The sequence below is a fragment of the Xanthomonas sp. WHRI 10204 genome, assembly GCF_040202875.1.
In the GTDB taxonomy this organism is placed as follows: domain Bacteria; phylum Pseudomonadota; class Gammaproteobacteria; order Xanthomonadales; family Xanthomonadaceae; genus Xanthomonas.
On the sequence record NZ_JBEGDW010000002.1, the window covers coordinates 397,999 to 423,286 of the forward strand.

The window sequence follows — 25,288 nt, forward strand, 5'->3', positions numbered from 1 at the left end:
TCGCATGCGAAATCCTCTGACCGCACGTGCCCTGGACTGGGCGGCCAAGCTGCGCTACCCCACGCTGTTCAAGCTGGCTGCGGCGTTGTTTTTGGTCGATGTAGCGTTGCCCGACCCAGTCCCGTTGTTAGACGAACTGCTGTTCGGCCTGACCACGCTGCTGCTGGCGAATTGGAAAACCCGCAAGGCGCCGCTGCCGGCACCGGTGCGCCGCCACTGATGGAGTTGATCGACAGCCATTGCCATCTGGACGCCAGCGAATTCGACCACGACCGCGCTGCGGTGGTTGCCCGCGCGCGCGCGGCCGGCGTCGTGCAACAAGTGGTACCGGCGATCACCGCGGCCAGCTGGCCGAACCTGCGCGCAGTGTGCACGCAGGCTCCGGGCCTGCATCCGGCCTATGGCCTGCATCCGATCTTTCTCGATCAGCACCGCCCCGAACATCTGGAACTGCTGGCCGAGTGGATCGAACGCGAGCGCCCCTGCGCGATCGGCGAATGCGGGCTGGATTTCTATCTGGAGGGCCTGGACGCGCAGGCCCAGCGCGACTATTTCGACGGGCAATTGCGCCTGGCCAAACGCTTCGACCTGCCGCTGATCGTGCACGCGCGCCGCGCCACCGAAGAAGTCATCGCGCGCATCAAGGCCATTGGCGGCCTGCGTGGCGTGGTGCACAGCTTTGCCGGCAGCCCCGAGCAGGCGCAGCAGTTGTGGAAGCTGGATTTCATGATCGGCCTGGGCGGCCCGGTCACCTACCCACGCGCCAATCGCCTGCGCGGCCTGGCCGCAACCATGCCATTGCAGCACCTGCTGCTGGAAACCGACGCACCCGATCAACCCGATGCCAGCATCCGTGGTGCGCGCAACGAGCCGGCCGCTCTGCGCACGGTGTTGGCGTGCATTGCGCAGCTGCGCGGCGAAGACGCCGACCATATCGCCACGCAAACCACGGCCAACGCGCGCGCCTTGTTCGGCTTGCCGGGCTGATAGGCCAGCTGCCGCCGCAGCGCGCGCGTGCAGTTATGGCGACGCGGCAGCAACCTCGGCTACTGGCTTGGACGCAGCGGCCTTGGGCTTGAGCAACATCTCCAGCGCCTTGCCCACCGCCACAAACGCGAACGTGCCGGTGATATGCGTGGCCGCGCCCAGCCCGGCACCGCAATCCAGCTTGAGCGTGGCATCGGCATCGAGCTGTGGGCGAATGCCGCACACGCTGCCGTCGGCCTGCGGGTATTTGACGTTTTCCAGCGAGTACACCGCCGGCACGCCGAAATAGCGCTGCGCATTCTTGGGAAAATTGAAATCGCTACGCAGCTTCTTGCGGATCAGCGCCAGCATCGCATCGTGTTCGGTGCGCGAGACATCGCGCACGCGCACCAGGGTGGGATCGGTGCGCCCGCCGGCGGCGCCCACGGTCAGCAGCGGCAGCTTGCGACGGCGGCACCAGGCGATGGTTTCCACTTTGACCCGGAAACTGTCGCAGGCATCGATCACCAGATCCAGGCCATCGCCCAGCAGCGTTTCGATATTGCCGGTGGTGAGAAACGCCTCCACCGCATCGACCTCGATCTCCGGGTTGATCGCCACGCAGCGCTCGGCCATGGCCCGCGCCTTGTTGCGCCCGTACTGCCCGGCCAATGCCGGCAATTGCCGATTGGTGTTGGACACGCACAGGTCGTCGGCATCGATCAGGCGCAGATGCCCGACGCCGGTCCGTGCCAGCGCCTCCACCACCCACGAGCCCACCCCGCCCATGCCGACCACTGCCACGCGGCAGGCGGACAACCGCTCCACCGTGCCGACTCCATACAGCCGGTCGATACCGGCAAAGCGTTCACGCCATTGTGCTTTCATCGGCCTATTTTACGCGCGCCACCTCCCGCGCGTCCGCCCCATCGCACGCCTTCCTGCCGGAGCAGCTCGCCATGTCCGCCACACCTCCCAACCAATCCCGCGCAGCCCGTTACGCCTTCATGCTGGTGCTGGGTGTGTTGATCGGGCTGATCACAACCGTGATGGTGGCGCGCGTGCTGCAGGCGCGGCGCGACCCGGTACCCGACAGCCTGATGCACGTGCTGGACTACCAATTGCGCGCATTGCAGCCGACGCCGGGCGCCGTCTGCACACCCTCGCAGCAACTGGCGCGGCTGCAATCGCTGCGCTTGCTGGCCGACGAACTGGAACCGGCATTTCCACAGATCGGCGAGGACCGCCGCTTCGGCGAACATGCCCAGGCACTGCGTGTCGCTCTGGAGCAGGCGCAGCGCAGCGCGCCGTCCAGCTGCGCCGCGTTCGTGCCGATCAAACGGCAGATTTCAGAGGCCTGCGAGGCGTGTCACCGCGACTTTCGATGAGGTTGGATGAAGGCGGCGCTCGGGTTTCGTTAAGCCTGGAGTGATCCAGTTGGCAGACCGTTCACCTGGACCAACACAGGATGACGTCGCCGCGGCCCTGACCGCCTTCAGAACCCTCCGGAGATAACTCATGAAGACCCGACTGCTTGTTATTGGCCTGGCTGCAACCGCGACACTGGTCGGCTGTGCCACGTCCCAGCCCCAGTACGGCAGCTATCGCGGCGACCGTGGCTACGACCAGGGCTATTCCCAGCCGGCGCCGCGTTGCGTGGATTGCGGCATCGTGACCCGTATCGATGAAGTCGGCCCCACCCGCTCCGCCCCCACCGGCACCGGCGCGGTGCTCGGCGGCATCGTCGGCGCAGTGGCCGGCCGCCAGATCTCCAAGGAAACCGGCGGCAGCAAGGGCAACAAGAATGTGTCGGCCGTGGCCGGTGCCGCCGCCGGCGCGCTGGCGGGCAACGCCATCCAGAACAACGTCACCAGCGACAGCTTCGACGTGCAGGTGCGCATGGACGATGGCCGCGTGGTCGTGGTGAACCAGCGCGACCTGGCCGGCGTGCGCGAAAACGCCTACGTGCGGGTGGTCAACGGCAAGGTGGTACTGCGCTGAGCAGCGGCTGCCGCCAACGTGCAGACAGCAAAAAGGCCCGGTAACGGGCCTTTTTGCTGGGCGCGCGAGGTATTACCCCCGGTGCAGTGGCTCAGACCAGCTGCACCGCATCGGCCTGCAGGCCTTTTTGACCTTGCACGACGGTAAAACTGACCTTCTGACCTTCCTTGAGACTCTTGAAGCCCTGGATCTGGATGGCGCGGAAATGGACGAAGACGTCTTCGCCGTTTTCGCGACTGATGAATCCAAAGCCCTTGGCATCGTTGAACCACTTCACGACACCATTCTCGCGTTCGATATTGGACATCTCGACTGACTCCCTACGACACTGTGATGGACTGGCGGTGGCAGCTGTGATTGCAAGGAGGAAGCGAGGTACAAGGATGTAGCGGATCGGGCGATCTACCGCATCAGGCCACGATTCACGGTGACCTTTGCAAACAGCAGCGGCTGCAACTTAACCCGCACAAAACCAATTTTCAAGCATCCCTTGCGTATTCTTGTAAAGCCTGAAATAGGACATTTCTAAACCATCATGGACACGACTGTCGTTTATTACGTGCTGGCTGGCGTGCTGGTGCTGGTGGGCCTTGCCGGCGTCATCCTGCCCGCGCTGCCGGGCTTGCCGCTGGTCTTTGCCGGGCTGCTGGTGGCCGCCTGGGCCGACGGGTTCACCCATGTCGGTTGGGTCGCGCTGGTGATCCTCGGGTTGATCACCGCGCTGTCTTTTGTCATCGACTTCCTGGCCACCCTGTACGGCGCGCAGCGCGTGGGGGCCAGCAAGATGGCGATGTGGGGCTCGGTGCTCGGCGCCATCGCCGGTATTTTCTTTATGCCGATCGGCTTGTTCGTCGGCCCGTTTGCCGGCGCGTGGCTGGGCGAGTACTACCAGACCCGCAAGACCGGCCAGGCCACCAAGGTGGGCTTCGGCACCTGGGTTGGGATCATGCTCGGCACGGCCACCAAGCTGGCGCTGGGCCTGTGCATGCTGGGCGTGTTTGCGATCGCCTGGTTCTTCTGACGCAGCAGTTAAAGGTCCCAAGCCGGCGCGGCCGCCGTCGCTCCAAGCATGCAGAACGCGCGGCAGCAGCGACCTGGCGAGCCTCGCGACACCTGTTTAGTCGACCCGCTGCAGATGTTATGCCGCCGTGTACACATCGCGTATGCAGACGCGACCGTTAAGCTACGCGCCTGACGCGCCTGCCTGGCGCCTACACTCGGCCAGACTGCCCATGTCCAAGCACCGCACCCGTCCCCTGATGCTGATCGCCCTGGCCGCCGCGCCGCTGGCGCATGGGCAGGAAATCGCTCCGCAACCCGCATCGCCGCAGGCCTGCACGTCCGTGACCTCGGATGCCGCGCGTCTGGCGTGTTACGACCAGGCGCTGGGCTACACCGCGCAGGCGGTGCAGGAGGCAGATGCCGCAGCGCAATTGGCCAAGCAGGCTGCCAAGGCGGAAGACAGCCCCAAGAGCAGCCGTATGGGCGATTTCTTTCGCGCCGACGTCCAGCAGCAGCCGAAGGAAGAAGCGGTCGCCAATGCCGGCCGCGGCTCGCTGCTGGATCGCCGCTGGGAACTGGCCAAGGACTCCAAGCTGGGTACGTTTCAGCTGCGTGGCTACAAGCCGGTCTATCTGCTGCCGGCGTTCTGGACCAGCGACACCAACCGCACCCCGCAATCGCCGAATCCGGCCAACTCGGTCAGCACGCCGCAGCAGCTGGACAGCGCCGAGCTGAAGTTCCAGCTGAGCTTCAAGACCAAGGTGGTCGAAGACCTGTTCGGCGACAACGGCGACATCTGGATGGGCTACACCCAGAGCTCGCGGTGGCAGGCCTATAACTCCGATGCATCGCGCCCGTTCCGCGAGACCAATTACGAGCCGGAAGCGATGCTGGTGTTTCGCAACAACTACAGCCTGTTCGGCTGGAAGGGCCGCATGAGCGGCATCAGCCTCAACCACATGTCCAACGGCCGCGAAGATCCGCTGTCGCGTTCCTGGAACCGGGTGATCCTCAACATCGGTCTGGATCGCGAGAACTGGGCGCTGACATTGCGCCCGTGGTTCCGCATCAAGGAAGACCGTGCCGACGACAATAATCCCGACATCGAGGATTACATGGGTCGCGGCGATGCCACCCTGGTCTACAACAAGGATGGGCATGAATTTGCGTTGATCGCGCGGCATTCGCTGCGTGGCGGCGACCGCTCGCATGGCTCGGTGCAGCTGGATTACGGCTTCCCCATCACCAACCTGCTGCGTGGCCATGTGCAGGTGTTCGACGGCTATGGCGAAAGCCTGATCGACTACAACCACAAGGCCACCTATATCGGCCTGGGCGTGTCGTTGCTGGAGTGGTTCTGACGCGTCGATGTCGGGCGGCACGGGTGTAGACACGCACCCGTCGCCTCCTGCGAACGTTGCCGCGCCGGTACTGCATCGGCGCCGCGTCCACAGAAGATCGCCACAAAAAAGCCGGCATTGCTGCCGGCTTTTTTTGTGGCGATGACGATGGCGGTCGGCAGGCGTGTGGAGGATCGCTACTGCCGCTTTTCATGCGCCGACTCAGACGTCGAAGAAATCCACCTTGCCGTCCTTGAGGGTGTAGTAAGCCCCCACGACGCGGCATGCGCCTGCGCTCAGCGGTTCGAGCAAGGCGGGTTCGGAAGCACCGCGCAGGCGGTCGACCGTGCGCTTGACGTTGGCCTTGACCGACGCTGCGAGCAGGTCGTCGCCGCCATTCTTCTTGGCGGTCAGCACGGCCGGGACGATCGGTTCGATCATGGCGCCGATCGCGCCGGGGAAGAACGCGCCCTGCTCCACCACCGACACCGCGGCGGCAACCGCGCCGCAGCTTTCGTGGCCCATCACCACCACCAACGGCACGCCGAGCTGGCTCACCGCATATTCGATCGAACCCAATGCCGTGGTATCGACGGTGTTGCCGGCGTTGCGAACGATGAACATCTCGCCCAGGCCGCGACCGAACAGCAGTTCTGGCGGCACGCGCGAATCCGAGCACGACACCAGGATCACGAACGGGGTCTGGCCCAGCGCCAGTTCCAAGCGGCGCTTGCCGTCGGAGATCACCTTCTTAGGACGGTTCTCGACAAATGCAGCGTTGCCGTCACGCAGGGTCTGCAGCGCCTGCTCGGCATTCAAATCGGTTTTCTTGCTGGGCGCGGCGCGCAACGAAAATGGCAACGACGCGGCGGCCGCGGCCACCGGCGCGCAACATGCGCATTGCAACAGCTTGCGACGGGATACGGACTGCAACATGGTAGAGCCCCTGTTCTCTGGTGTGTCGCGCGATCGTACACCCCAGCGGGCATAACCTAACGGACTCTAGCGGCGCTATCGACGCACCACTTCGCTTTAGCGTGCGCGCCGCAGTCAGGTCCAGTCGGTCAGGCCTTCGCGCCGGTAGGTTTCCTGGAACGCCGGCCGGGCCTTCATCCGCTGCGCATGCGCTTTCAGTGCCGGCCAGGTATCGGTCGCACGCGGCATATTGCGCGACCAGCGCATCAACATGGTCAGCATGAAATCGGCGGCCGACAGCGTTTGGCCGAGCAGATAGGGCCCGTGTTCCTGCAGATGCGCATCGACCTGGGTCCAGGCCGCTTCCAGTCTGTTGCGTGCCTGGGCCTGCGCCGCATCGGCATGGGCAGCGCCGGCCGGCTCGTGCGGGTAGAACCAGGCGCGATAGGCCGGCTGCAAGGTATTGGCGCAGAAAAACATCCACTTGTAGTACGCCGCACGCTCGGGCGTGCCGACCGGCGGCGCCAACCCGGCTTGCGGGTAGAGATCGGCCAGGTGCATGGCGATCGCGGCCGCTTCGGTCAACACCTGACCGTCCAGCACCAGCGTCGGCACCACGCCGGCCGGGTTGAGCGCCAGATAGTCCGGCGCCTTTTGCTCGCCGCGCTCGAAATCCAGCGGATGCAGCACGTGGGCAACGTCCAGTTCGATCAGCAGCCAATGGACGACCAGGGCGGCGGTACTGGGGGTGTGATAAAGCGTAGCGGCCATGCGGGCTCTCGGGTCAGTTGGTACAGGCGCGCAGGCAGGCGAGCTTGCGCGGTTCGCAGCGATTGTCATCGCTCTGCTGGGTGCAGTCGAAGACTTGCGCCATGCAGTTGGCCCGTTGCGCCGGATTCTGTACGTCGTCGCAGCGCTTTCCACGCGGTGCTGCCCTGCTGCTGCAACTGGACTCGCTGGGTCGGTCGGCGCGGCATTGTCGGGCGCTGCTGTTGCACTGTGCGATGCAGCGATCCGCAGCCGAGGGTCCGTTGAACCGAGTCGCGGTGTCGTTTGTCCTGAGCGGCTTGCGCTCTGCGAACGGCCCTGGGGCGGCAGGTGGCGGCGCGTAGTTGCGCGAGGGAAACAACACCGTGGGTGCCTTTTGCTGCTGCGCCGCCGAACTCAGGCTCAGGCACAACAACAACGCGATACAGACGAGTCGGAGCATTCCTGTTCTCCTTGGGGTACCGGCCAGTGCAGCGAGCATAGCCGGTTCGCGTGGGGCAACACCGGTCTTCCTCTGTCGAGAGGTCGCAGATGCTCCGCCTCCCGACAGCACCAGACCCTCTGCCGACAACCGCCTCCATCTGCCCGGTTATCTGCAGCAAACAGCAAGACGTGTCATCGCCTCGCCATTCCACATCAAGCCTGACGACCGCACTGGCGTGCACGGTCGTCAGCCGGATGCAGACAGTGCGGAGAAAACACACCCGCGTGTCCGCGTACGTCTTGCGCCAACTGGCGCAGCCCGCCTGGCTGACGGGCTGCACAGTCGGCGCCAAGAGTGGCTAACAAAACGTAGCGAGCAGTCGTCAGGTGGGTGTGGACGGCGCGCTCAGAACCGGAGTGTACGAGTGGTACATGCCGATTCCGAGCACCGGCCGCGCCCGCCTGGCGGCTGCACAGTAGTTTTGTCAGTTGCTCTAACGCGGTTACTCCACCACCACCGGAATCTTGCCGATACGCGACTGCCACAGCCGCGGGCCGGTCTTGTGCACCGATTCGCCGGTGGAATCCACCGCCACGGTGACCGGCATGTCCTTGACCTCGAACTCGTAGATCGCTTCCATGCCGAGGTCTTCGAACGCCAGCACGCGCGCGGCCTTGATCGCCTTGGACACCAGATACGCCGAGCCGCCGACCGCCATCAGGTAGACAGCCTTGTTGTCGCGGATCGCATCGATGGCCGCATCGCCGCGCTCGGACTTGCCGACCATGCCGAGCAGGCCGGTCTGTTCCAGCATCTGGCGGGTGAACTTGTCCATGCGGGTGGCGGTGGTCGGGCCGGCCGGACCGACCACTTCATCGCGCACCGGGTCGACCGGGCCGACGTAATAGATGAAGCGATTGGTGAAGTCGACCGGCAGCGTTTCGCCGCGATTGAGCATGTCGATCATGCGCTTGTGCGCGGCGTCGCGGCCGGTCAGCAGCTTGCCGTTGAGCAGGACCACTTCGCCCGGCTTGAAGCTGGCGACTTCTTCGCGGGTGATGGTGTCCAGATTCACCCGGCGCGCGTTGGTCGGGTTGTAGGTGAGCTTGGGCCAGTCTTCCAGCGACGGCGGGTCCAGCATCACCGGGCCGCTGCCGTCCAGGGTGAAATGCGCGTGGCGGGTGGCGGCGCAGTTGGGAATCAACGCCACCGGCAAGTTGGCGGCGTGGGTGGGATAGTCCTTGACCTTGATGTCGAGCACCGTGGTCAGGCCGCCCAGGCCCTGCGCGCCGATCCCGAGCGCGTTGACCTTTTCGTACAGCTCCAGACGCAGTTCTTCGGCACGATTGGAGGCGCCACGCGCCTGCAGGTCGACGATGTCGATCGGCTCCATCAGCGCTTCTTTGGCCAGCAGCATCGCCTTTTCGGCAGTGCCGCCGATGCCGATGCCGAGCATGCCCGGCGGGCACCAGCCGGCGCCCATGGTCGGCACGGTCTTGAGCACCCAATCGACGATGGAATCGGACGGGTTGAGCATGGCGAACTTGCTCTTGGCCTCCGAGCCGCCGCCCTTGGCCGCGACGATCACGTCCAGATGGTCACCCGGCACGATCTTGGTGTTGACCACTGCCGGCGTGTTGTCTTTGGTATTGGCGCGCTTGCCGGCCGGATCGGCCAGCACGCTGGCGCGCAGCTTGTTGTCCGGATGGTTGTAGGCGCGGCGCACGCCTTCGTTGACCATGTCTTCCACGCCCATGGTCGCGTCGTCCCAGCGCACGTTCATGCCGATTTCCAGGAACACGGTGACGATGCCGGTGTCCTGGCAGATCGGGCGGTGGCCTTCGGCGCACATGCGCGAGTTGATCAGGATCTGCGCGATGGCATCCTTGGCGGCCGGCGATTCTTCGCGCTCGTAGGCGGCGGACAGGTTCTTGATGTAGTCGACCGGGTGGTAGTAGCTGATGTACTGCAGCGCATCGGCGACGGACTGGATGAGGTCTTCCTGCTTGATCGAGGTCACGGCTGGCTCTACGGCTGGCGGGGGCAATCCGCACATTTTAGAGCAAACCGCGGCCGCGGCCGGATGTGGCATCTATTGAAGCGATTGACTGGGGCCTGCACCGCGCGCCGCCCAGGCGCGGCAGGATGAGTGCGCCACGCTCGCCGGCAACGATGGCGGCTGACGTGCGAGGGCGCAGGGAGCGCTGCGACATCGCACGCATGCCGCACCCGGAACACGGGCACGTGCAGAAGACCGAATGGACCTCCAACGGCTGTGCCGCTCTGGAAAAAGTCTCCGGCATTGCCCCCACGCTAGACGCGCGCCTGCAGGCCGCCGCGGCCCCACTCGACCCGCACAGGCGGTGGCGCTGCTGTCGCGGCTGGCCGAGGCATTGCGTCGAGCGGCAGATATCCCGGGCCGCTGCGACGCGTGCACGTCCTCCCCGGCGAGCGGCCCAACACTCCGCACCGACGCCGCGCGCGGCACACTAGTGCGATGTCAGCTTCCCGTACCAGCGCCACTGCGCCTGCCGCCCCCCGTACCGGCCCTACCCTGCGCGAGCGCCTGGATGCGCTGCGTAATCTGCCCCCGTTCCTGCGCCAGATCTGGCAGACCAGCCGCTGGCTGAGCGCCAGCAGCATCGGCCTGCGCGTGCTGCGCGCGTTGATGCCGGTGGCCACGCTCTACATCGGCAAGTTGATCATCGACGAGGCGATTCACCTGGTCGGCCAGCCGCCGGCATTTGAGTCCTTTACGCAGGCGCTGAGCAGCGGGCGCTTGAACCGCTTGCTGGAATTGCTGGCGCTGGAATTGGCGCTGGCGATCGGCTCGGACTTGCTCGGGCGCATGGTCGGTTACGCCGATGCGCTGTTGTCGGAGCTGTTCAACAACGCGGCCAGCGTGCGGCTGATGGAACATGCCGCGCAACTGGATCTGGAAGATTTCGAAGACCCCGACCGCCAGGACAAGCTGGATCGCGCGCGGCGTCAGACCATGAACCGCATGAACCTGATGAGCCAGTTGTTCGGCCAGGTGCAGGATGCGATCACCGTGATCAGCCTGGCGGTGGGGCTGGTGGTGTATGCGCCGTGGTTGATCGTGCTGCTGGCGGTGGCGCTGATCCCGGCCTTCATCGGCGAGGCGCACTTCAATGCGCTGGGCTATTCGCTCAACTTCCAGTGGACGCCGGAGCGCCGCCAGCTCGATTACCTGCGCCAGGTCGGCGCCAGCGTGGAGACCGCAAAAGAAGTCAAAATCCTCAACCTGCACCGCTTCTTGATCGCGCGTTACCGCCGCCTGGCCGACAAGTTCTTCCAGGCCAACCGCGCACTGGCGCGCAAGCGTGCGTCGTGGGGTGCGTTGCTGGCGGCGCTGGGCACGCTGGGCTACTACATGGCCTATGGCTACATCGCCTGGCGCACGGTGCGCGGCGATTTCAGCATCGGCGACCTGACCTTTCTGGCCGGCAGTTTCCTGCGTCTGCGTCAGTTGCTGGAAGGTCTGTTGATCGGGTTTTCGCAGGTCGCCGGCCAGGCCTTGTATCTGGACGATCTGTATTCGTTCTTCAACATCGTGCCGGAAATCCGCTCGCGCCCCAACGCCTTGCCGGTGCCGCGGCCGATTCGCCAGGGTTTCGTGTTCGAGGATGTGGGCTTCCGTTATCCGGACGCCGAGACGTGGACGGTGCGGCATCTGGATTTCGAACTGCGCGCCGGCGAAGTGCTGGCCCTGGTTGGCGAAAACGGCGCCGGCAAGACCACCCTGGTCAAGCTGCTGGCGCGGCTGTACGACCCCGACGAAGGCCGCATCCTGCTCGATGGGCAGGACCTGCGCGACTACGATCTGGACGATCTGCGCGCCAACTTGGGCGTGATCTTTCAGGACTTCGTCCGCTACCACCTGAGCGTGGGCGAGAACATCGGCGTGGGCCAGGTCGATGCAATGGACGATGCGCCGCGTATCCAGGCCGCAGCGCAGCGCGCGATGGCTGGCGAGCTCATCGACAGCCTGCCCGATGGCTACGATCAATTGATCGGCCGCCGCTTCAAGAACAGCGTGGATCTGTCCGGCGGGCAATGGCAGAAAATCGCCATCGCACGCGCCTACATGCGCGATGCGCAGCTGATGATCCTGGATGAACCCACCGCCGCGCTGGATGCGCGCAGCGAGTTTGAGGTGTTCCAGCGCTTCAAGGAGCTCTCCGACAACCGCACTGCGGTGCTGATCTCGCACCGCTTCTCAAGCGTGCGCATGGCCGACCGCATTCTGGTGCTGGCCGACGGGCGCATCGAAGCCAACGGCACCCATGCGGAACTGATGGCGCAGGGCGGGCGCTATGCGGAACTGTTCGAGCTGCAGGCGGCGGGGTATCGGTGAGGCCGGAATCGGGAATCGGGAATGGGGAATCGTTAGAAGCGGCGTCGCGGCGGCTGACAGGCACTGAGCCTCCCCATCCTGCAGAGGCCCCAGGTCTTGCGGCCCTGCACCCCATTCCCGATTCCCGATTCTCCATTCCCGCCAAATGAGAGTTCATCTCATTTGGCCAGCTTGAGGTAGAATTGCTGAGTATTCCTCCCACGACACTAAACCGGTATGTCTTCCGCTTTCGGCGCCGAAACGGTGCTTGAGGTCCGTCATTGGACCGATGCCTACTTCAGCTTCACTACCACCCGCGATGCCGGTTTCCGCTTCGAAAACGGCCAGTTCGTGATGATCGGGCTGGAAACCGAAACCCGGCCGTTGCTGCGCGCGTATTCGATCGCCAGCGCCAACTGGGAAGAGCATCTGGAGTTCTTCAGTATCAAGGTGCCGGACGGCCCGCTGACCTCGCGGCTGCAGCACATCCAACCGGGCGACAAGGTGCTGGTCGGCAAGAAACCCACCGGCACGCTGCTGATCAGCGACCTGCATCCGGGTCGCAATCTGTATTTGCTGGGCACCGGCACCGGCCTGGCGCCGTGGCTGTCGATCATCAAGGACCCGGAAACCTACGAGCGCTTCGACAAGGTGATCCTCACCCAGGGCGTGCGCTTCGTGCAGGATCTGGCCTATCGCGACTACTTCGAGCGCGAGCTGCCGCAGCACGAATTCCTCGGCGATCTGCTGCGCGAAAAACTGCTGTATTACCCGGCAGTCACCCGCGAAGCGTTTGCCAATCAGGGCCGCCTGACCGAGCTGATGGCCGATGGCCGCATGCAGCAGACGCTGGGCCTGCCGACCCTGGACCCGGCCAACGACCGCTTCATGATCTGCGGCAGCTCGCAGATGCTGGCCGACCTGCGCACGTTGCTGGACGCACGCGGTTTCCAGACCTCGCCACGCATCGGCACCCCGGGGCATTACGTGTTCGAGCGCGCCTTCGTCGAGAAGTGAGGCAACGCGCGGGCATGCCGCTACTGCACTGTCGTAGGAGCGCACCTGGGCGCGACGAAGCGTTCCCGGCACAGCCTCATCCCCGGTAACGCCTCGCATTTTCGGTAACGCCTCGTCGCGCCCGGGTGCGCTCCTACGATCCAGGCGCATCTAAAGATTGGGCGTGCGCCCGCGATGTCACGCGCCCAGCGCACGCTCGATGTCGGCGGCCAGGGCCTACGGCTTGGTGGTAGTGCGTAAGGTGTTCGAGCGCCGCCTTCGTCGAGAAGTGAGGCAACGCGCGGGCATGCCGCTACTACAGCGCCGTAGGAGCGCACCTGGGCGCGACGAAGCGTTCCGGGTACAGCCTCATCCCCGGTAACGCCTCGCATTTTCGGTAACGCCTCGTCGCGCCCGGGTGCGCTCCTACGAGCCCGCGGTGTTTGAAAGTTTGGGCATGCGCCTGCGATGTCACGCGCCCAGCGCACGCTCGATATCGGCAGCCAGGGCCTCCGGCTTGGTGGTCGGTGCGTAGCGCTCCAACACGGTGCCATCGCGGCCGATCAGGAACTTGGTGAAATTCCACTTGATCGCCTCCGATCCAAGCACGCCACGCTGTTCGTGCTTGAGCCATTGCCACAGCGGATGCGCGCTGCTGCCGTTGACCTCGACTTTGGACGCCAGCGGAAAATCCACCGCATAGTCGAGCGAGCAGAACTGCCGGATCTGTGCAGCATCGCCGGGCTCCTGGTGACCGAACTGATCGCACGGGAAACCGATCACTACCAGGCCACGCTCACGATAGCGCTGCCATAAGGCCTGCAACCCTGCGTACTGCGGGGTAAAGCCGCATTTCGAAGCCACATTCACCACCAGCACCACACTGCCGGCGTAGTCGCGCATCGATTGCGTGCGACCGTCCAGGTCGGTGAACTCAAAGGTGGATAGCGCGGTCATCGACAACTCTCGATAGGGAAAGCGCTAGCCTAACCCAGCCCTCTCGGCCCGCCACACCCTCTCCGCACAGCGCTACCTCTCGCCCATGTGACATCTGCGCACCACGATCCAACCGCGCATCGTTGGCTGTTCGCAGGTCTGTGTGCAGGACGACTCCGGCAGCGCATTCGCTGGAGCAGGCCTTGCAGCATGTCCCGATGTGTCGCCGAGCCGCTGGCGGCTGTCCTGGCGAAGTCCCGGCGTGTTGGCGGCCTTGGGGCCTGGCGTGACCTGGCGCATGGTCGCGTCCGTCAGCCAGACATGCCTTTTGTCACACGCCTGTCCCGGCGGGCTGGGTTAGCCTCGGCGGCTCGCACTTTGGAGCCACTCTCTTGACCACCCGTCTCGCTTTTGCCCTGGCCGCTTCCCTGGGACTTGCCATGCCGTCCTACAGCATCGCCGCACCCGCCACCACGCAGGCTGCCACCCAAGCCAACCCCTTCTTTGCCGACAGCACGCTGCCGCTGCATTACCCGCAGTTCGACAAGATCAAAGACAGCGACTTCGCACCCGCCTTCGACGCCGGCATGGCCGAGCAGTTGAAGGAAGTGGACAAGATCGCCACCCAGAAAGCCAAGCCGAGCTTCGACAACACCATCGTCGCACTGGAAAAGAGCGGCGCCACGCTCGATCGTGCCACCACGGTGTTCTTCAATTTGGTGGGTGCCGACACCAACGATGCACGCAAGAAACTGCAGGCCGACTACTCGGCCAAATTCGCTGCGCATCGCGATGCGATTTCACTCAACGGCAAGCTGTTCGCGCGCATCCAGACCCTGTACGACCAACGCGCCAAGCTGGGCCTGGATGCACAAGGCCTGCGCTTGGTCGAGAAGTACTACAGCGACTTCGTCCGCGATGGCGCCAAGCTCTCCGATGCCGATAAGACCACGCTCAAGGCGATGAATGCCGAGCTGGCCAACCTGGGCACCACCTTCAGCCAGAACGTGCTGGCCGAGGTCAATGCGGCGGCAGTTGTGGTGGATGACGTCAAGCAGCTCGATGGTCTGTCCGAGGAGCAGATCGCTTCTGCTGCCGAAGCAGCCAAGGCACGCAAGCTCGATGGCAAGTACGTGATTGCGCTGCTCAACACCACCGGCCAGCCGCCGCTGACCCAGCTGAAGAATCGCGACCTGCGCAAGAAAATCTATGACGCGTCGGTCTCGCGCGGCAGCCATGGTGGTCAGTACGACAACACCGCGCTGGTCTCACGCATCATGAAGCTGCGCGCCGACAAGGCCAAGCTGCTCGGCTTCCCGACCTACGCTGCATATTCGCTGGAAAACCAGACCGCCAAGACCCCGGAAGCGGTCAACGCCATGCTCGGCAAGCTGGCACCGGCCGCGGTGGCCAACGCCAAGCGCGAGGCGACCGATCTGCAGGCGATGATCGACAAGGAACAAAAAGCCGCACGCAAGCCGACCTTCAAACTCGAAGCCTGGGATTGGGCCTATTACAGCGAGAAGGTGCGCCAGGCCAAGTACAACTTCGACGAGTCGCAGCTCAAGCCGTACTTCGAGCTCAAGAACGTGCTGGAAAACGGCGTGTTTTATGCAGCCAACCAGGAATACGGTCTGACCTTCAAGCAGCGCACCGACCTGCCGACCTACCGCGACGACATCACCGTCTATGACGTATTCGACGCCGACGGCAAGCAGCTGGCGATCTTCATCGCCGACATGTATGCACGCGAATCCAAGCGCGGTGGCGCATGGATGAACTCGTACGTGTCGCAGTCGGACCTGACCGGTTTCAAGCCGGTGGTGGCCAATCACCTCAACATTCCCAAGCCGCCTGCCGGCCAGCCCACGCTGCTGACCTGGGACGAAGTGACCACCATGTTCCATGAGTTCGGGCATGCGCTGCACGGCATGTTCTCCGACGTCAAATACCCGTATTTCTCCGGCACCAGCGTGCCGCGCGACTTTGTGGAGTTCCCCTCGCAGGTCAACGAGATGTGGGCCGACGAGCCGTCCATCCTGAAGAACTACGCCAAGCATTATCAAAACGGCACCCCGATGCCGCAGGCGTTGCTGGACAAGGTGATTGCCGCGTCCAAGTTCAACCAGGGCTTTGCCACCACCGAATATCTGGGTGCGGCGATGCTGGATCAGAACTGGCATCAGATCAGCGCCAACCAGGTGCCCGATGCGGCCGGCGTCATGGCGTTCGAGGCCAAGGCCTTGCAGCAGGACGGCATTGCCTACGCGCCGGTACCGCCGCGCTACAAGACTCCATATTTCAGCCACATCATGGGCGGCTATGCGGCGGGCTATTACGCCTACATCTGGTCCGAAGTGCTGGATGCCAACACCCAGCAATGGTTCAAGCAGAATGGTGGATTGAGCCGCGCCAATGGCGATCGGTTCCGCAAGACGCTGCTGTCGCGCGGTGGCAGCGTGGATGCGATGGAGCTGTTCCAGAACTTTGCCGGGCATGCGCCGCAGATCGAGCCCTTGCTTGAAAAGCGCGGTCTGAGCGCGCAGGGCGGCGATGGCGCTACGCCGGAAGCGCCGCAGTCCAAGCCGTGATTGGAGCTGCGTAACGACAACGCCGCCCGGAGCGATCCGGGCGGCGTTGTCGTTTTGGCGATGGCGTGCGTGGCAGCCATCGCGTATCGCTCAGGACTCTACGGCGTCCACGCCATTGAGCAATTTCTTGAGCAGTTTTTCCAGACGCGCCTGTTCGGCCTCGCTGATGTCGCCCGCCTGCTCGTGCAACAGCGTGCACGCTTCCGGCAACAGGCTTTCGATCAACGCCAGCCCGGCCGGTTGCAGGGACAGCACGATCTTGCGCCGGTCGTCAGGACTGCTGCCCCGTGCGATCAAGCCCTTCTCGCACAACTGATCGGTGAGCCGGGTGATGTTGGCCGGCTTCTCGCTGGCCGCCTCTGCCGCCTCGGTCGGCGTAATGGCCTGCTCGGGCGTGCCGTACAACATCATCAGGATCTCGTATTCCGGCGGACTGATCCCGTACGGCCTGAGTCGCACACAACTGATGGTGTGCAGCCTCTTGTAGAGATGCTTGATCAACCTCACCAGGACAGCCGGCTCCCGCGGAAAGGCTGGATAGCGCGCGCAGGTGTGGTCTACGCGATTTGCGGTTGGATCGAAACTGCTCATATCACCCGTTTGGTTACATTACTGAATGGCCTGAGCATTCAATCACATCACTTGCGGGGCGACATCTCAGCGAGCGAAAAGATGTACATATTCCGGCGCGACCCACGGCATCAACGTGGATGCAGCGACCTCGGCCGTTTGCGTGCCATCCGAATAAGGCCCGACCTGATAAGGCGGAAACACGAAGCGCACTGCGGTGATCTGTCCGGCCGCATTCAACACCGGCACGAACTGCGCGAAGTTGTCCACCTGCGCTGCGGTTCCTTCGGCAATCATGCGGTCGGCCGATGCGACTTGTTCGGCCTGTTCTTCGACCGGCACACGATCGGCTTCCACGCGCTGGGTGGCAGCGGCATGCAATTGCGCAGCGACATCGCGACCGATCTTTTCCCAGCCGGCCGGGTCGGGAATCATCGCTTGCGCGGTCAGTTGCTTGCGCTCCTTGATCAGCCAGACGAAGCGCGCCACCAGCGGATCGCCATGCGCGCCGCCGGTATAGCGGCTGCCATCGGCGGAGACGACGATCAAGTCGGCGGTCTGCAATAGTTTTTCGAATGCCAGCGACAACTCATAGGGCGCTGCCGGTTTGTCGTTGCCCAGACCGGTTACCGCTTCCATCAGTTCGCTGCGGGCATCCTGCGCATACGTGCGAATCAATGCTGCCAGTTCCGGATACGCATCCAGCCCAGGCGGATAGCTGATCCCGACCATATAGGCCGGCGCGTGTTCGATCACATCTTCTAGCGGGCCACTCTGCACCATCAGCGGTTCCGGAGGCGGCGTTGTCGCTGCGGCCGCATCGGCTGCCGGCTCGGTCGGCTCGACTACTGCCGGTTCGCGCTGCGTACAGCCCGCCAACAGGGCCAGCATCAGCAGACCCCGCACACTCTTGAATCCAAGCAACCGCACCATTCCCACCTGCTCCCCTGATCAAACCACCCACTGCTGTCCGTCAGGCCAGCAGATCCTGAAACTGTTGATGCCGGCGCACGTAGGCGGCGGCGTAGCTGCACGCTGGCACGACCTTCAGGCCGGCCTCGCGCGCATGCTGCAAAGCAGACTCGACCAACACGGCGGCAATACCGCGCCCTGCAATCGCATCCGGCACCAGCGTGTGCGTGATGGTCATGCGCGCACCCTCGAGCTGATACACCAGCTCTGCGCGATGTCCCTCGGTGTCAATAACGAATCGCTGCTGTGTCGGGTCGTGTTCGGCGTGCACTGTCGCTGCCTCCATCGTGGTGTGCGCCCGGCAGTGAATGTGCGGCAAGTGTGACCAGCGCGACGCCGCGCCTGCGTGAAAATGAATCCACGCTGTGACCGTTAGCCCGGCTCGGCAACGACATCCTTAAGTTCGCTCAACCAGCGCCGATAGCTGACTCGAAGGCGCTGCCTGCAACCGGTCTCCGGCCTGGCCAGCGCCCTCGCCTTACCAACGAGGAGTCACGCATGCAAAACGATTCGGCAGGAAACGGCACAGACAGCGACAGCTCGCTGCTGGAAGGCTTGTTCCAGTTCGCCATCAACGGCGACACCCACAACCCCGACTTCGCGCAACTCAACGATACCGTCTACGAGCGTCTGCAGCAGGCCTACGGCGCGGTGTCGGGTGCGGCGCTCAGTACCGACCGGGAACGCAGCGCAGCCTGATGCCTGCGGCGCTCCACCTGCCAGGACCTGTGACGCCATGGCGTCGGTCCTGGCCCGGTTGCCGCACGCAACCGCTGCACTGACGCATTACCGCAACCCCGGCCAGCCCGGTACCCGAGCGACCGGACCCGCCAGCGCCCTCAGCCGAAGCGCGGATTGGACAGCTGCTCCAGAAAGATCTGCCACACCCGCGGCTCCATGATCAGCATGAACATCACCCCGAATGCCGCGCCGGCTAGGTGTGCGCTGTGGTTGATGCGATCGCCGCCGCGGCGGTCCATCCACAGGCTGTAGCCGACGTAGAACACCGCATAGATGATCGCCGGTGCCGGAATGAACAGCACCAGGATGATGGTCCACGGCTGCAGCAGGATGAAGGCGAACAGCACCGCCGACACCGCACCGGAGGCACCCAGGCTCAGATAATTGGGGTTCTTCTGGTTCTTCAGATAGCTCGGCAGGATCGACACCACCAGCGCGGCCAGATAGAACAACGGATAGGTCAGCACGCTGCCGGTCAGCTGCGTCATCACCTTTTCGATCACCCGTCCGAAAAAGAACAGCGTGATCATGTTGAAAACCAGGTGCCCCAGGTCGGCATGGATGAAGCCGTAGGTCACCAGGCGGTCGTACTGCCGGTTCTTGTCCAGCGCCGGCGGCCACAGGATGAGCCGGTCGGCCAGCTTGCGGTTATTGAACGCCAGCCACGAGACGATGCCGGTGATGGCGATCAGGATCAGGGTAATCATGCGGACCTCAAACAGAACGGTAATTGTCGACCATGCGATAACGGCGCGCGTACAAGCCAAAGGCCAGTGCTGCCAGGAATGCGAAGGCCGCGAAGAAGAACATCAAAAATGCCGCTTCGCTGAGCCCAGTATCGGCGATATGCGAGGTCACGGTCGCATTGCGCACCGCCACGTTCGATAGCAGCACCCACAGATTGCCGACCGTGGTGGTCAGATACCAGAAGCTCATCACCACGCCCTTCATCGATGGCGGCGCCTGGCTATAAGCGAACTCGATGCCGGTGGCCGACACCAGCACCTCGCCGAAGGTAAGCAAGGCATAGGGCAGCATCTGCCAGGCGATGTGCATCGGCTCGCCGCCGTCCATGACGACCTGGATCGCGCCGACCGCAATCCACGCCACGCCACTGAAGGCGATACCGCTGGTCATGCGACGCAACGGCGTCGGCTCCCAGCCACCACGGCGCAACAGCGGATACAGCACCAGATTGTTGAAGGGGATCAGCAACATCACCAGCAGCGGATTGAGCGCCTGCATCTGCGAGGCGGTAAACCACGCCGGCATGGTCATCTCGCGTCCCTGCAGCACCCAGGTAGAGGCCTTCTGATCGAACAACGAAAAGAACGGCGTCACCAGCGCGAAGATCACCAGCACCCGCAGCAAGGCGCGCACGCCTTCGACCGCGGCATCCGGATGCGTACCGCGCGCGCGCTCCAGCTGCCACCAGGTGCCGCCGCCGATCCCGGCCAGCAGCAGCACCAGCGCCATGCACAGGCAGATGACGATGCCCAGCGGCTCGATCAGCGCCATGCAGGCCAGTGCAGCGACCACCGCGATGACTGCCAGCGCCAGACCAGGCCGCCCCTGCCCTGGCGCGCGTGCCAGCAATGCCGTGCGCAGCACCGCGCCGAACCCGTGCGGGTCTTTCGGCGGCAACGGCACCAGCACGTAGCGCTTGCGGCCCAGCCAGAACACCAGCGTGGCCACGAACATCAAGATGCCGGGAATGCCGAACGCCCACGACGGGCCCAGATTCTTCAGTGCGACCGGGATCAGCAACGAGGCGAACAACGAGCCGAAGTTGATGATCCAGTAGAAGGCATCGAACACCACCTTGGCCATGTGCTTGTTGGACTGGTCGAACTGGTCGCCCATGAACGAGGCCACCAGTGGCTTGATGCCGCCCGCGCCCAGCGCGATCAGGCCCAGCCCGACGAAGAAGCCTTGACGGCTGCCCTCGAACATCGCCAGACACGCGTGGCCCGCGCAATAGATCAGGCTGAACCACAGAATGGTGTTGTATTTGCCGAACAGCCGATCGGCCAGCCAGCCGCCCAGCAGCGGAAAGAAAAATACTCCGATCATGAAGCTGTGCAGGATGTGCTTGGCTTCGGCCTCGCGGCCCGGCCCGCCAACCTCCTGCAGCAGCAGCGAGGTGATCAGAAACTGCACCAGGATGTTGCGCATCCCGTAGAAGCTGAAACGCTCGCAGGCTTCGTTGCCGATGATGAAAGGAATCTGGCGCGGCAGGCGCGCGCCGGCCGTGGGGCCCGGCAAGGTCGAGGTGGTCAAAGGCGGTCCGACGAGCTGAAAACAGGCCCTATCGTACCGGCGCCGAGCTGCCGGCCGCCATGCACGCGCAGGTCGGCTGCTGGCGTTGCAGTCCAAGGACATCGCGCTGCGCGCAGTCGACGCCGAGTGCATGCGTGCGTAGACCGCATCGATAACCCGCAAAAACCGGCGTTTTCGATTCGCTCGCGTCCGCTTGAAGCCGGCGACCATGCCGCAGTGCAGATTGGCCTGCCAGCTCGGCTCGGCTACATTGCAAACGTTTTCCTGGAACACTGGACCGCTGGATGCCCCGCTTCACCCGCCTGGCCCTGAGCCTGTTGTTGTTGACCTGTGCCCCTGTCGCGCTGGCCGCCGAACCGCTGACCACCCAGGCCGAGCGCAGCGGCTTTGTGCAAACCGGTCGCTATGACGAAGTCATCGCGCTGTGCGATGCGTTTGCGCAGCGTTACCCGCAGGCGGTGCGCTGCGTCGAGTTCGGCACCACGCCGGAAGGCCGGCCGATGAAGGCCTTGATCGCCTCCACCAGCGGCGCGCTGGATGCGGCCAGCGCCGCGCAGCGCAAGCTGCCGGTGGTATTGATCCAGGGCGGCATCCACGCTGGCGAAATCGATGGCAAGGACGCAGGCTTTCTGGCCTTGCGCCAGCTGCTTGATGGCAAGGCCGGCAAGGGCGTGCTCGACACGTTGGTGTGGGTGTTCGTGCCGGTGTTCAACGTGGATGGACACGAGCGCTTCGGCGCCTGGAACCGCCCCAACCAGCGCGGCCCCGAGCAGATGGGCTGGCGCACCACTGCGCAGAACCTCAATCTCAACCGCGACTACGTCAAGGCCGACGCGCCGGAGATGCAGGCCATGCTGCGGCTGGTACAGCAGTGGGACCCACTGATGTACGTGGACCTGCATGTCACCGACGGCGCCAAGTTCGAGCACGACGTCTCGGTGCAGGTGGAGCCGGTGCATGCCGGCGACACCACGCTGCAGCGCGACGGCACGCGTTGGCGCGATGCGGTGCTGGGCGATCTGGCCAAGCAGGGTTCGCTGCCGCTGCCGTATTACCCCTCTTTCGTGCACGAAGACGACCCCAGCTCCGGCTTCGCCGACGACGTGTCGCCGCCGCGGTTTTCGCATGGCTATTTCCTGCTGCGCAACCGCTTCGGCATGTTGGTGGAAACCCACTCGTGGAAGGACTACCCCACGCGCGTGCGGGTCACCCGCAATGCCATCGTGTCGGTGCTGCAGCAGGCCGCAAAACATGGCAACGCCTGGCGCGCCGATGCGCTGGCGGCCGATCAGCGCGCCAGCCAGCTGGCCGGCATGCCCGAGCCGCTGCGCTTTGCCGCAGGCCCGGTTGCGCGCACCGTGGCGTTTCGCGGCTATGCGTATACGCGCACGCCGTCGCCGATTTCCGGCGCGTTGATGACGCGTTACGACGAGAGCAAACCGCAGATCTGGAAGGTACCGCTCCGCGATCAGATCAAACCCGATCTGGTGGTCGACGCACCACGTGGCGGCTATCTGGTGCCGGCAGCACAAGCGGCCTTCGTTGCCGAGAAATTACGCCTGCATGGCATCGATTTCCGCATCGTCGCCAGTGCGGCCGAGCATCCGGTGCAAACCTTCCGTGCCGACACCGCCACCTTTGCAGCGCGCTCGAACGAAGGTCACCAGACCTTGGAGGTCGGTGGACAATGGCGCGATGAAACCCGCAGCGTCCCGGCCGGCGCGTTGTTCGTGCCGATTGCGCAACCCAAGGCACGCCTGTTGATGGCGATGCTGGAGCCGCAGGCACCGGACTCGCTGCTGCAGTGGGGCTTTTTCAACACGGCCTTCGAGCGCAAGGAATACATGGAGGCCTACGTGGCCGAAGACGTGGCGCGCGACATGTTGGCCAACGACGCCGCGTTGAAGGCGCAGTTCGACCAGCGCATCGCCAGCGACCCGGAGTTTGCCAACAGCCCGCAAGCGCGCCTGGAGTTCTTCGCCAAGCGTCATTCTTCCTGGGACGAGCGCTACCAGCTCTATCCGGTGCTGCGTACCGCGCAGACCGACTTCTAACCGCGCCGCCGCTACAGGCGAGCGGCCGAACCGCGCCTGTGCGCGGCTCCCATCCGGGCATCTCGCTGCCCCCAATTTCGTAATGACTCAGCACCACAAGGACACCCCGTGCCACATCCCGCTATGAAACCGTTTACAACGACCGCTCTTCGCCCTCGCCCGCTCGTCTTGGCGGTGGTCATGGGCCTGGGCATTGCGCTGACTGCGCCGTTGGCACTCGCACAATCCGCAGCGGCAGCCCAGCCATGGATGGACACCGCGTTGACCGCCGACCAACGTGCGGACCGGCTGCTGGCGCAGATGACCGACGACGAAAAATTCCAGATGCTGCGCAGCTATTTCGGCCTGGGCACCGACAAGATTCCCAAGCCGGAAGGCGCGCTTGGGTCGGCAGGCTATGTGCCCGGCATTCCACGCCTGGGCATCCCGGCGCAGCAGCTGGCCGATGCCGGCGTGGGCGTGACCAATCCGGGTGGCATCCGCAAGGGCGACTTCGCCACCGCGATGCCGTCCGGCCCGTCCACGGCATCCAGCTGGAACCCGCAGCTGGCCTTTGCCGGCGGCAAGACCATGGGCCGCGAATCCTGGCAGCAGGGCTTCAACGTGCTGCTGGCCGGCAGCGTCAACCTGCAGCGCGATCCGCGCAACGGGCGCAACTTCGAATACGCCGGCGAAGACCCGCTGCTGGCCGGCACCATGGTCGGCGAATCGATCCGCGGCGTGCAGAGCGAACACGTGCTGTCGACGATGAAGCACTTCGCGCTCAACGACATGGAAACCCGGCGCAACTTCCATAGCGCCGACATTGGCGAGCAGGCGATGCACGAGTCGGACCTGCTGGCCTTCGAGATTGCGCTGAAGATCGGCGACCCGGCGTCGGTGATGTGTTCGTACAACAAGATCAACGGCATCTACGGCTGCGAGCACGATTACCTGCTCAACCAGGTGCTCAAACAGGAATGGAAATACCCCGGCTATGTGATGTCCGATTGGGGCGGCGTGCACAGCGGCTCCAAGGCCGCGCTGGCTGGACTGGATCAGCAATCGGCCGGCGAAGTGTTCGATGCTGCAGTGTTCTTCGATGCGCCGTTGCGCATGGCGGTGGGCGCCGGCGTGGTGCCGCGCGCGCGCTTCGACGACATGGTCAAGCGCGTATTGCGCAGCCTGTTTGCGCATGGCGCGTTCGATCACCCGACCCAGCGCCAACCCATCGATGGCAAGGCCGGGCAACTGGCCGCGCAGCATGTGGCTGAAGAAGGCAGCGTGCTGCTGCGTAATGAGCAAGCCCTGTTGCCACTCTCCAAGGACGTGCGCCGCATCGCGGTGATTGGCGGCTACGCCGACAAGGGCGTGATGTCCGGCGGCGGCTCCTCGCGGGTGGACTACACCATCAATGGCGGCAACGCGGTGCCCGGGCTCACCCCGACCACCTGGCCGGGCCCGGTGATCATCCACCCGTCCTCGCCGTTGCAGGCCCTGCGCGCCGCATTGCCGAACGTGCAGATCGACTACGTCGACGGCAAGGACCGCAATGCGGCCGCACGTGCGGCCAAAGCGGCCGATGTCGCCATCGTCTTCGCCACCCAATGGGCCGCCGAATCGGTGGACCTGCCGGACATGCAGCTGCCCGACAACCAGGATGCGTTGATCGACGCAGTGGCCAAGGCCAACCCCAAGACCACCGTGGTGCTGGAAACCAACGGCCCCGTGCGCATGCCCTGGGCCGAGCGCGTGCCGGCGGTGCTGCAGGCGTGGTATCCGGGTATCGGCGGCGGCCAAGCGATCGCCAACTTGCTGACCGGCGCGGTGAATCCGTCCGGCCATTTGCCGGTGACCTGGCCGGTCGACGAATCGCAGCTGCCGCGCCCGTCGATTCCGGGCCTGGGCTTCAAGCCGGCCAAGCCGGGCGAAGACAGCATCGATTACGCCATCGAAGGTGCCAACGTCGGCTACAAGTGGTTTGCCGCGCGCAAGCTCACCCCACGTTATCCGTTCGGCCACGGTCTGTCGTACACGCAATTCCGCATGGGCGGGCTGCAGGTGGACGCGCAAGGCAGCACCCTCACCGCGCGCTTCGAGGTTGAGAACACCGGCCCGCGCGAAGGCGCTGCGGTGCCGCAGCTCTACGTCACCTTGCCCGATGGCCATGCCACACCGCTGCGCCTGATCGGCTGGCAGAAGCTCACGCTCAAACCCGGCGAAAAGCGCAGCGTGCAGGTAGTGGCCGAACCAAAGACGCTGGCCGATTTCGATGCCAAGGCACGTCATTGGAAGATCGCTGCCGGCACCTACCGCGTGCAACTGGCGCGCTCGGCGAATGAGCCGGTGCAGAGTGCGGAGGTCCGCTTGCAGGCGACGCAACTGCCGTAACCAGC

Annotated in this window: 23 protein-coding genes and 1 other RNA gene; 12 read left to right on the forward strand and 12 right to left on the reverse strand. The window is 64.4% G+C overall.

What is annotated here, in order from left to right:
* The first annotated feature begins 4 nt into the window (after window positions 1-4).
* Together ABQZ00_RS12460 and ABQZ00_RS12465 are read left to right on the forward strand one after the other, a co-directional pair.
* The gene (locus tag ABQZ00_RS12460) at window positions 5-220 is read left to right on the forward strand and encodes a DUF6116 family protein (protein ID WP_323538191.1); all 216 of its coding nucleotides are present in this window, start codon (window positions 5-7) and stop codon (window positions 218-220) included.
* The gene (locus ABQZ00_RS12465; protein ID WP_323538356.1) at window positions 220-987 is read left to right on the forward strand and encodes a TatD family hydrolase; all 768 of its coding nucleotides are present in this window, start codon (window positions 220-222) and stop codon (window positions 985-987) included. Before ABQZ00_RS12460 ends, ABQZ00_RS12465 begins: the two co-directional genes overlap by 1 nt.
* Before the next feature lie 33 nt (window positions 988-1,020).
* Here ABQZ00_RS12465 and ABQZ00_RS12470 read toward each other — a convergent pair whose 3' ends face one another.
* Window positions 1,021-1,854 (reverse strand): tRNA threonylcarbamoyladenosine dehydratase, encoded by an 834-nt coding sequence (locus ABQZ00_RS12470; protein WP_323538190.1) that lies wholly within the window; start codon window positions 1,852-1,854, stop codon window positions 1,021-1,023.
* A 71-nt stretch (window positions 1,855-1,925) separates the two neighbouring features.
* Between ABQZ00_RS12470 and ABQZ00_RS12475 the strand changes: the two genes are divergently transcribed.
* Together ABQZ00_RS12475 and ABQZ00_RS12480 are read left to right on the forward strand one after the other, a co-directional pair.
* Window positions 1,926-2,354, forward strand: a complete 429-nt coding sequence (locus ABQZ00_RS12475) for a hypothetical protein (RefSeq protein ID WP_323538189.1) — start codon at window positions 1,926-1,928, stop codon at window positions 2,352-2,354.
* A gap of 130 nt (window positions 2,355-2,484) precedes the next feature.
* On the forward strand, window positions 2,485-2,967 hold the full coding sequence (locus tag ABQZ00_RS12480) for a glycine zipper 2TM domain-containing protein (RefSeq protein WP_055844992.1): 483 nt from the start codon (window positions 2,485-2,487) through the stop codon (window positions 2,965-2,967).
* Window positions 2,968-3,058: 91 nt separating this feature from the next.
* On the opposite strand, the gene ABQZ00_RS12485 is transcribed toward ABQZ00_RS12480, so the two are convergent.
* Window positions 3,059-3,274, reverse strand: a complete 216-nt coding sequence (locus ABQZ00_RS12485) for a cold-shock protein (protein ID WP_055844995.1) — start codon at window positions 3,272-3,274, stop codon at window positions 3,059-3,061.
* A 228-nt stretch (window positions 3,275-3,502) separates the two neighbouring features.
* On the opposite strand from ABQZ00_RS12485, the gene ABQZ00_RS12490 reads away from it, so the two are divergent.
* Together ABQZ00_RS12490 and ABQZ00_RS12495 are read left to right on the forward strand one after the other, a co-directional pair.
* Window positions 3,503-3,988, forward strand: coding sequence for a DUF456 domain-containing protein (locus ABQZ00_RS12490; protein WP_115553414.1), 486 nt, complete (start codon window positions 3,503-3,505; stop codon window positions 3,986-3,988).
* Window positions 3,989-4,199: 211 nt separating this feature from the next.
* The gene (locus ABQZ00_RS12495) at window positions 4,200-5,330 is read left to right on the forward strand and encodes a phospholipase A (RefSeq protein ID WP_311240447.1); all 1,131 of its coding nucleotides are present in this window, start codon (window positions 4,200-4,202) and stop codon (window positions 5,328-5,330) included.
* A 201-nt stretch (window positions 5,331-5,531) separates the two neighbouring features.
* Here the strand turns inward: ABQZ00_RS12495 and ABQZ00_RS12500 are convergent, their stop codons facing one another.
* The 4 genes from ABQZ00_RS12500 to ABQZ00_RS12515 form a co-directional block, all read right to left on the reverse strand.
* On the reverse strand, window positions 5,532-6,170 hold the full coding sequence (locus tag ABQZ00_RS12500) for a carbonic anhydrase (RefSeq protein WP_193552589.1): 639 nt from the start codon (window positions 6,168-6,170) through the stop codon (window positions 5,532-5,534).
* A 189-nt stretch (window positions 6,171-6,359) separates the two neighbouring features.
* On the reverse strand, window positions 6,360-6,995 hold the full coding sequence (locus ABQZ00_RS12505) for a glutathione S-transferase family protein (protein WP_323538188.1): 636 nt from the start codon (window positions 6,993-6,995) through the stop codon (window positions 6,360-6,362).
* 777 nt (window positions 6,996-7,772) lie between these two features.
* Window positions 7,773-7,849, reverse strand: a non-coding RNA gene (locus ABQZ00_RS12510) — sX9 sRNA.
* Window positions 7,850-7,918: 69 nt separating this feature from the next.
* Complete coding sequence (locus ABQZ00_RS12515) at window positions 7,919-9,436, reverse strand: fumarate hydratase (RefSeq protein ID WP_055845008.1); 1,518 nt, start codon at window positions 9,434-9,436, stop codon at window positions 7,919-7,921.
* A 477-nt stretch (window positions 9,437-9,913) separates the two neighbouring features.
* On the opposite strand from ABQZ00_RS12515, the gene ABQZ00_RS12520 reads away from it, so the two are divergent.
* The gene (locus ABQZ00_RS12520) at window positions 9,914-11,794 is read left to right on the forward strand and encodes an ABC transporter ATP-binding protein (protein ID WP_323538187.1); all 1,881 of its coding nucleotides are present in this window, start codon (window positions 9,914-9,916) and stop codon (window positions 11,792-11,794) included.
* A 216-nt stretch (window positions 11,795-12,010) separates the two neighbouring features.
* Window positions 12,011-12,790 carry a ferredoxin--NADP reductase gene (locus tag ABQZ00_RS12525; RefSeq protein ID WP_323538186.1) on the forward strand — a complete coding sequence of 260 codons (780 nt, stop codon included), beginning with the start codon at window positions 12,011-12,013 and terminating at the stop codon, window positions 12,788-12,790.
* Window positions 12,791-13,240: 450 nt separating this feature from the next.
* Here ABQZ00_RS12525 and ABQZ00_RS12530 read toward each other — a convergent pair whose 3' ends face one another.
* On the reverse strand, window positions 13,241-13,726 hold the full coding sequence (locus ABQZ00_RS12530; RefSeq protein WP_055845013.1) for a glutathione peroxidase: 486 nt from the start codon (window positions 13,724-13,726) through the stop codon (window positions 13,241-13,243).
* 371 nt (window positions 13,727-14,097) lie between these two features.
* On the opposite strand from ABQZ00_RS12530, the gene ABQZ00_RS12535 reads away from it, so the two are divergent.
* Entirely contained in the window at window positions 14,098-16,296 is a 2,199-nt protein-coding gene (locus ABQZ00_RS12535) for a M3 family metallopeptidase (RefSeq protein WP_193552846.1), read from the forward strand.
* 90 nt (window positions 16,297-16,386) lie between these two features.
* On the opposite strand, the gene ABQZ00_RS12540 is transcribed toward ABQZ00_RS12535, so the two are convergent.
* The 3 genes from ABQZ00_RS12540 to ABQZ00_RS12550 form a co-directional block, all read right to left on the reverse strand.
* A complete protein-coding gene (locus tag ABQZ00_RS12540; RefSeq protein ID WP_055845019.1) occupies window positions 16,387-16,887 on the reverse strand; it encodes a MarR family winged helix-turn-helix transcriptional regulator in 501 nt (166 codons plus the stop codon).
* A gap of 66 nt (window positions 16,888-16,953) precedes the next feature.
* Entirely contained in the window at window positions 16,954-17,799 is an 846-nt protein-coding gene (locus tag ABQZ00_RS12545) for a DUF3298 and DUF4163 domain-containing protein (RefSeq protein ID WP_055845022.1), read from the reverse strand.
* Window positions 17,800-17,839: 40 nt separating this feature from the next.
* Window positions 17,840-18,124: a GNAT family N-acetyltransferase gene (locus ABQZ00_RS12550; protein ID WP_055845026.1), complete on the reverse strand. Its 285-nt coding sequence runs from the start codon at window positions 18,122-18,124 to the stop codon at window positions 17,840-17,842.
* A 212-nt stretch (window positions 18,125-18,336) separates the two neighbouring features.
* Here ABQZ00_RS12550 and ABQZ00_RS12555 point away from each other — a divergent pair, with 212 nt between their 5' ends.
* Window positions 18,337-18,537, forward strand: coding sequence for a hypothetical protein (locus ABQZ00_RS12555; RefSeq protein ID WP_323522042.1), 201 nt, complete (start codon window positions 18,337-18,339; stop codon window positions 18,535-18,537).
* A gap of 140 nt (window positions 18,538-18,677) precedes the next feature.
* Here ABQZ00_RS12555 and ABQZ00_RS12560 read toward each other — a convergent pair whose 3' ends face one another.
* Both ABQZ00_RS12560 and ABQZ00_RS12565 read right to left on the reverse strand, forming a co-directional pair.
* Window positions 18,678-19,286 carry a rhomboid family intramembrane serine protease gene (locus ABQZ00_RS12560; RefSeq protein WP_055845033.1) on the reverse strand — a complete coding sequence of 203 codons (609 nt, stop codon included), beginning with the start codon at window positions 19,284-19,286 and terminating at the stop codon, window positions 18,678-18,680.
* Between the two features lie 7 nt (window positions 19,287-19,293).
* The gene (locus ABQZ00_RS12565) at window positions 19,294-20,859 is read right to left on the reverse strand and encodes a POT-type proton-dependent oligopeptide transporter (protein WP_323538185.1); all 1,566 of its coding nucleotides are present in this window, start codon (window positions 20,857-20,859) and stop codon (window positions 19,294-19,296) included.
* Window positions 20,860-21,143: 284 nt separating this feature from the next.
* On the opposite strand from ABQZ00_RS12565, the gene ABQZ00_RS12570 reads away from it, so the two are divergent.
* The gene (locus tag ABQZ00_RS12570) at window positions 21,144-22,913 is read left to right on the forward strand and encodes a M14 family metallopeptidase (protein ID WP_323538184.1); all 1,770 of its coding nucleotides are present in this window, start codon (window positions 21,144-21,146) and stop codon (window positions 22,911-22,913) included.
* A gap of 180 nt (window positions 22,914-23,093) precedes the next feature.
* Window positions 23,094-25,283, forward strand: coding sequence for a beta-glucosidase family protein (locus tag ABQZ00_RS12575; protein WP_323538183.1), 2,190 nt, complete (start codon window positions 23,094-23,096; stop codon window positions 25,281-25,283).
* Window positions 25,284-25,288 lie beyond the last annotated feature (5 nt).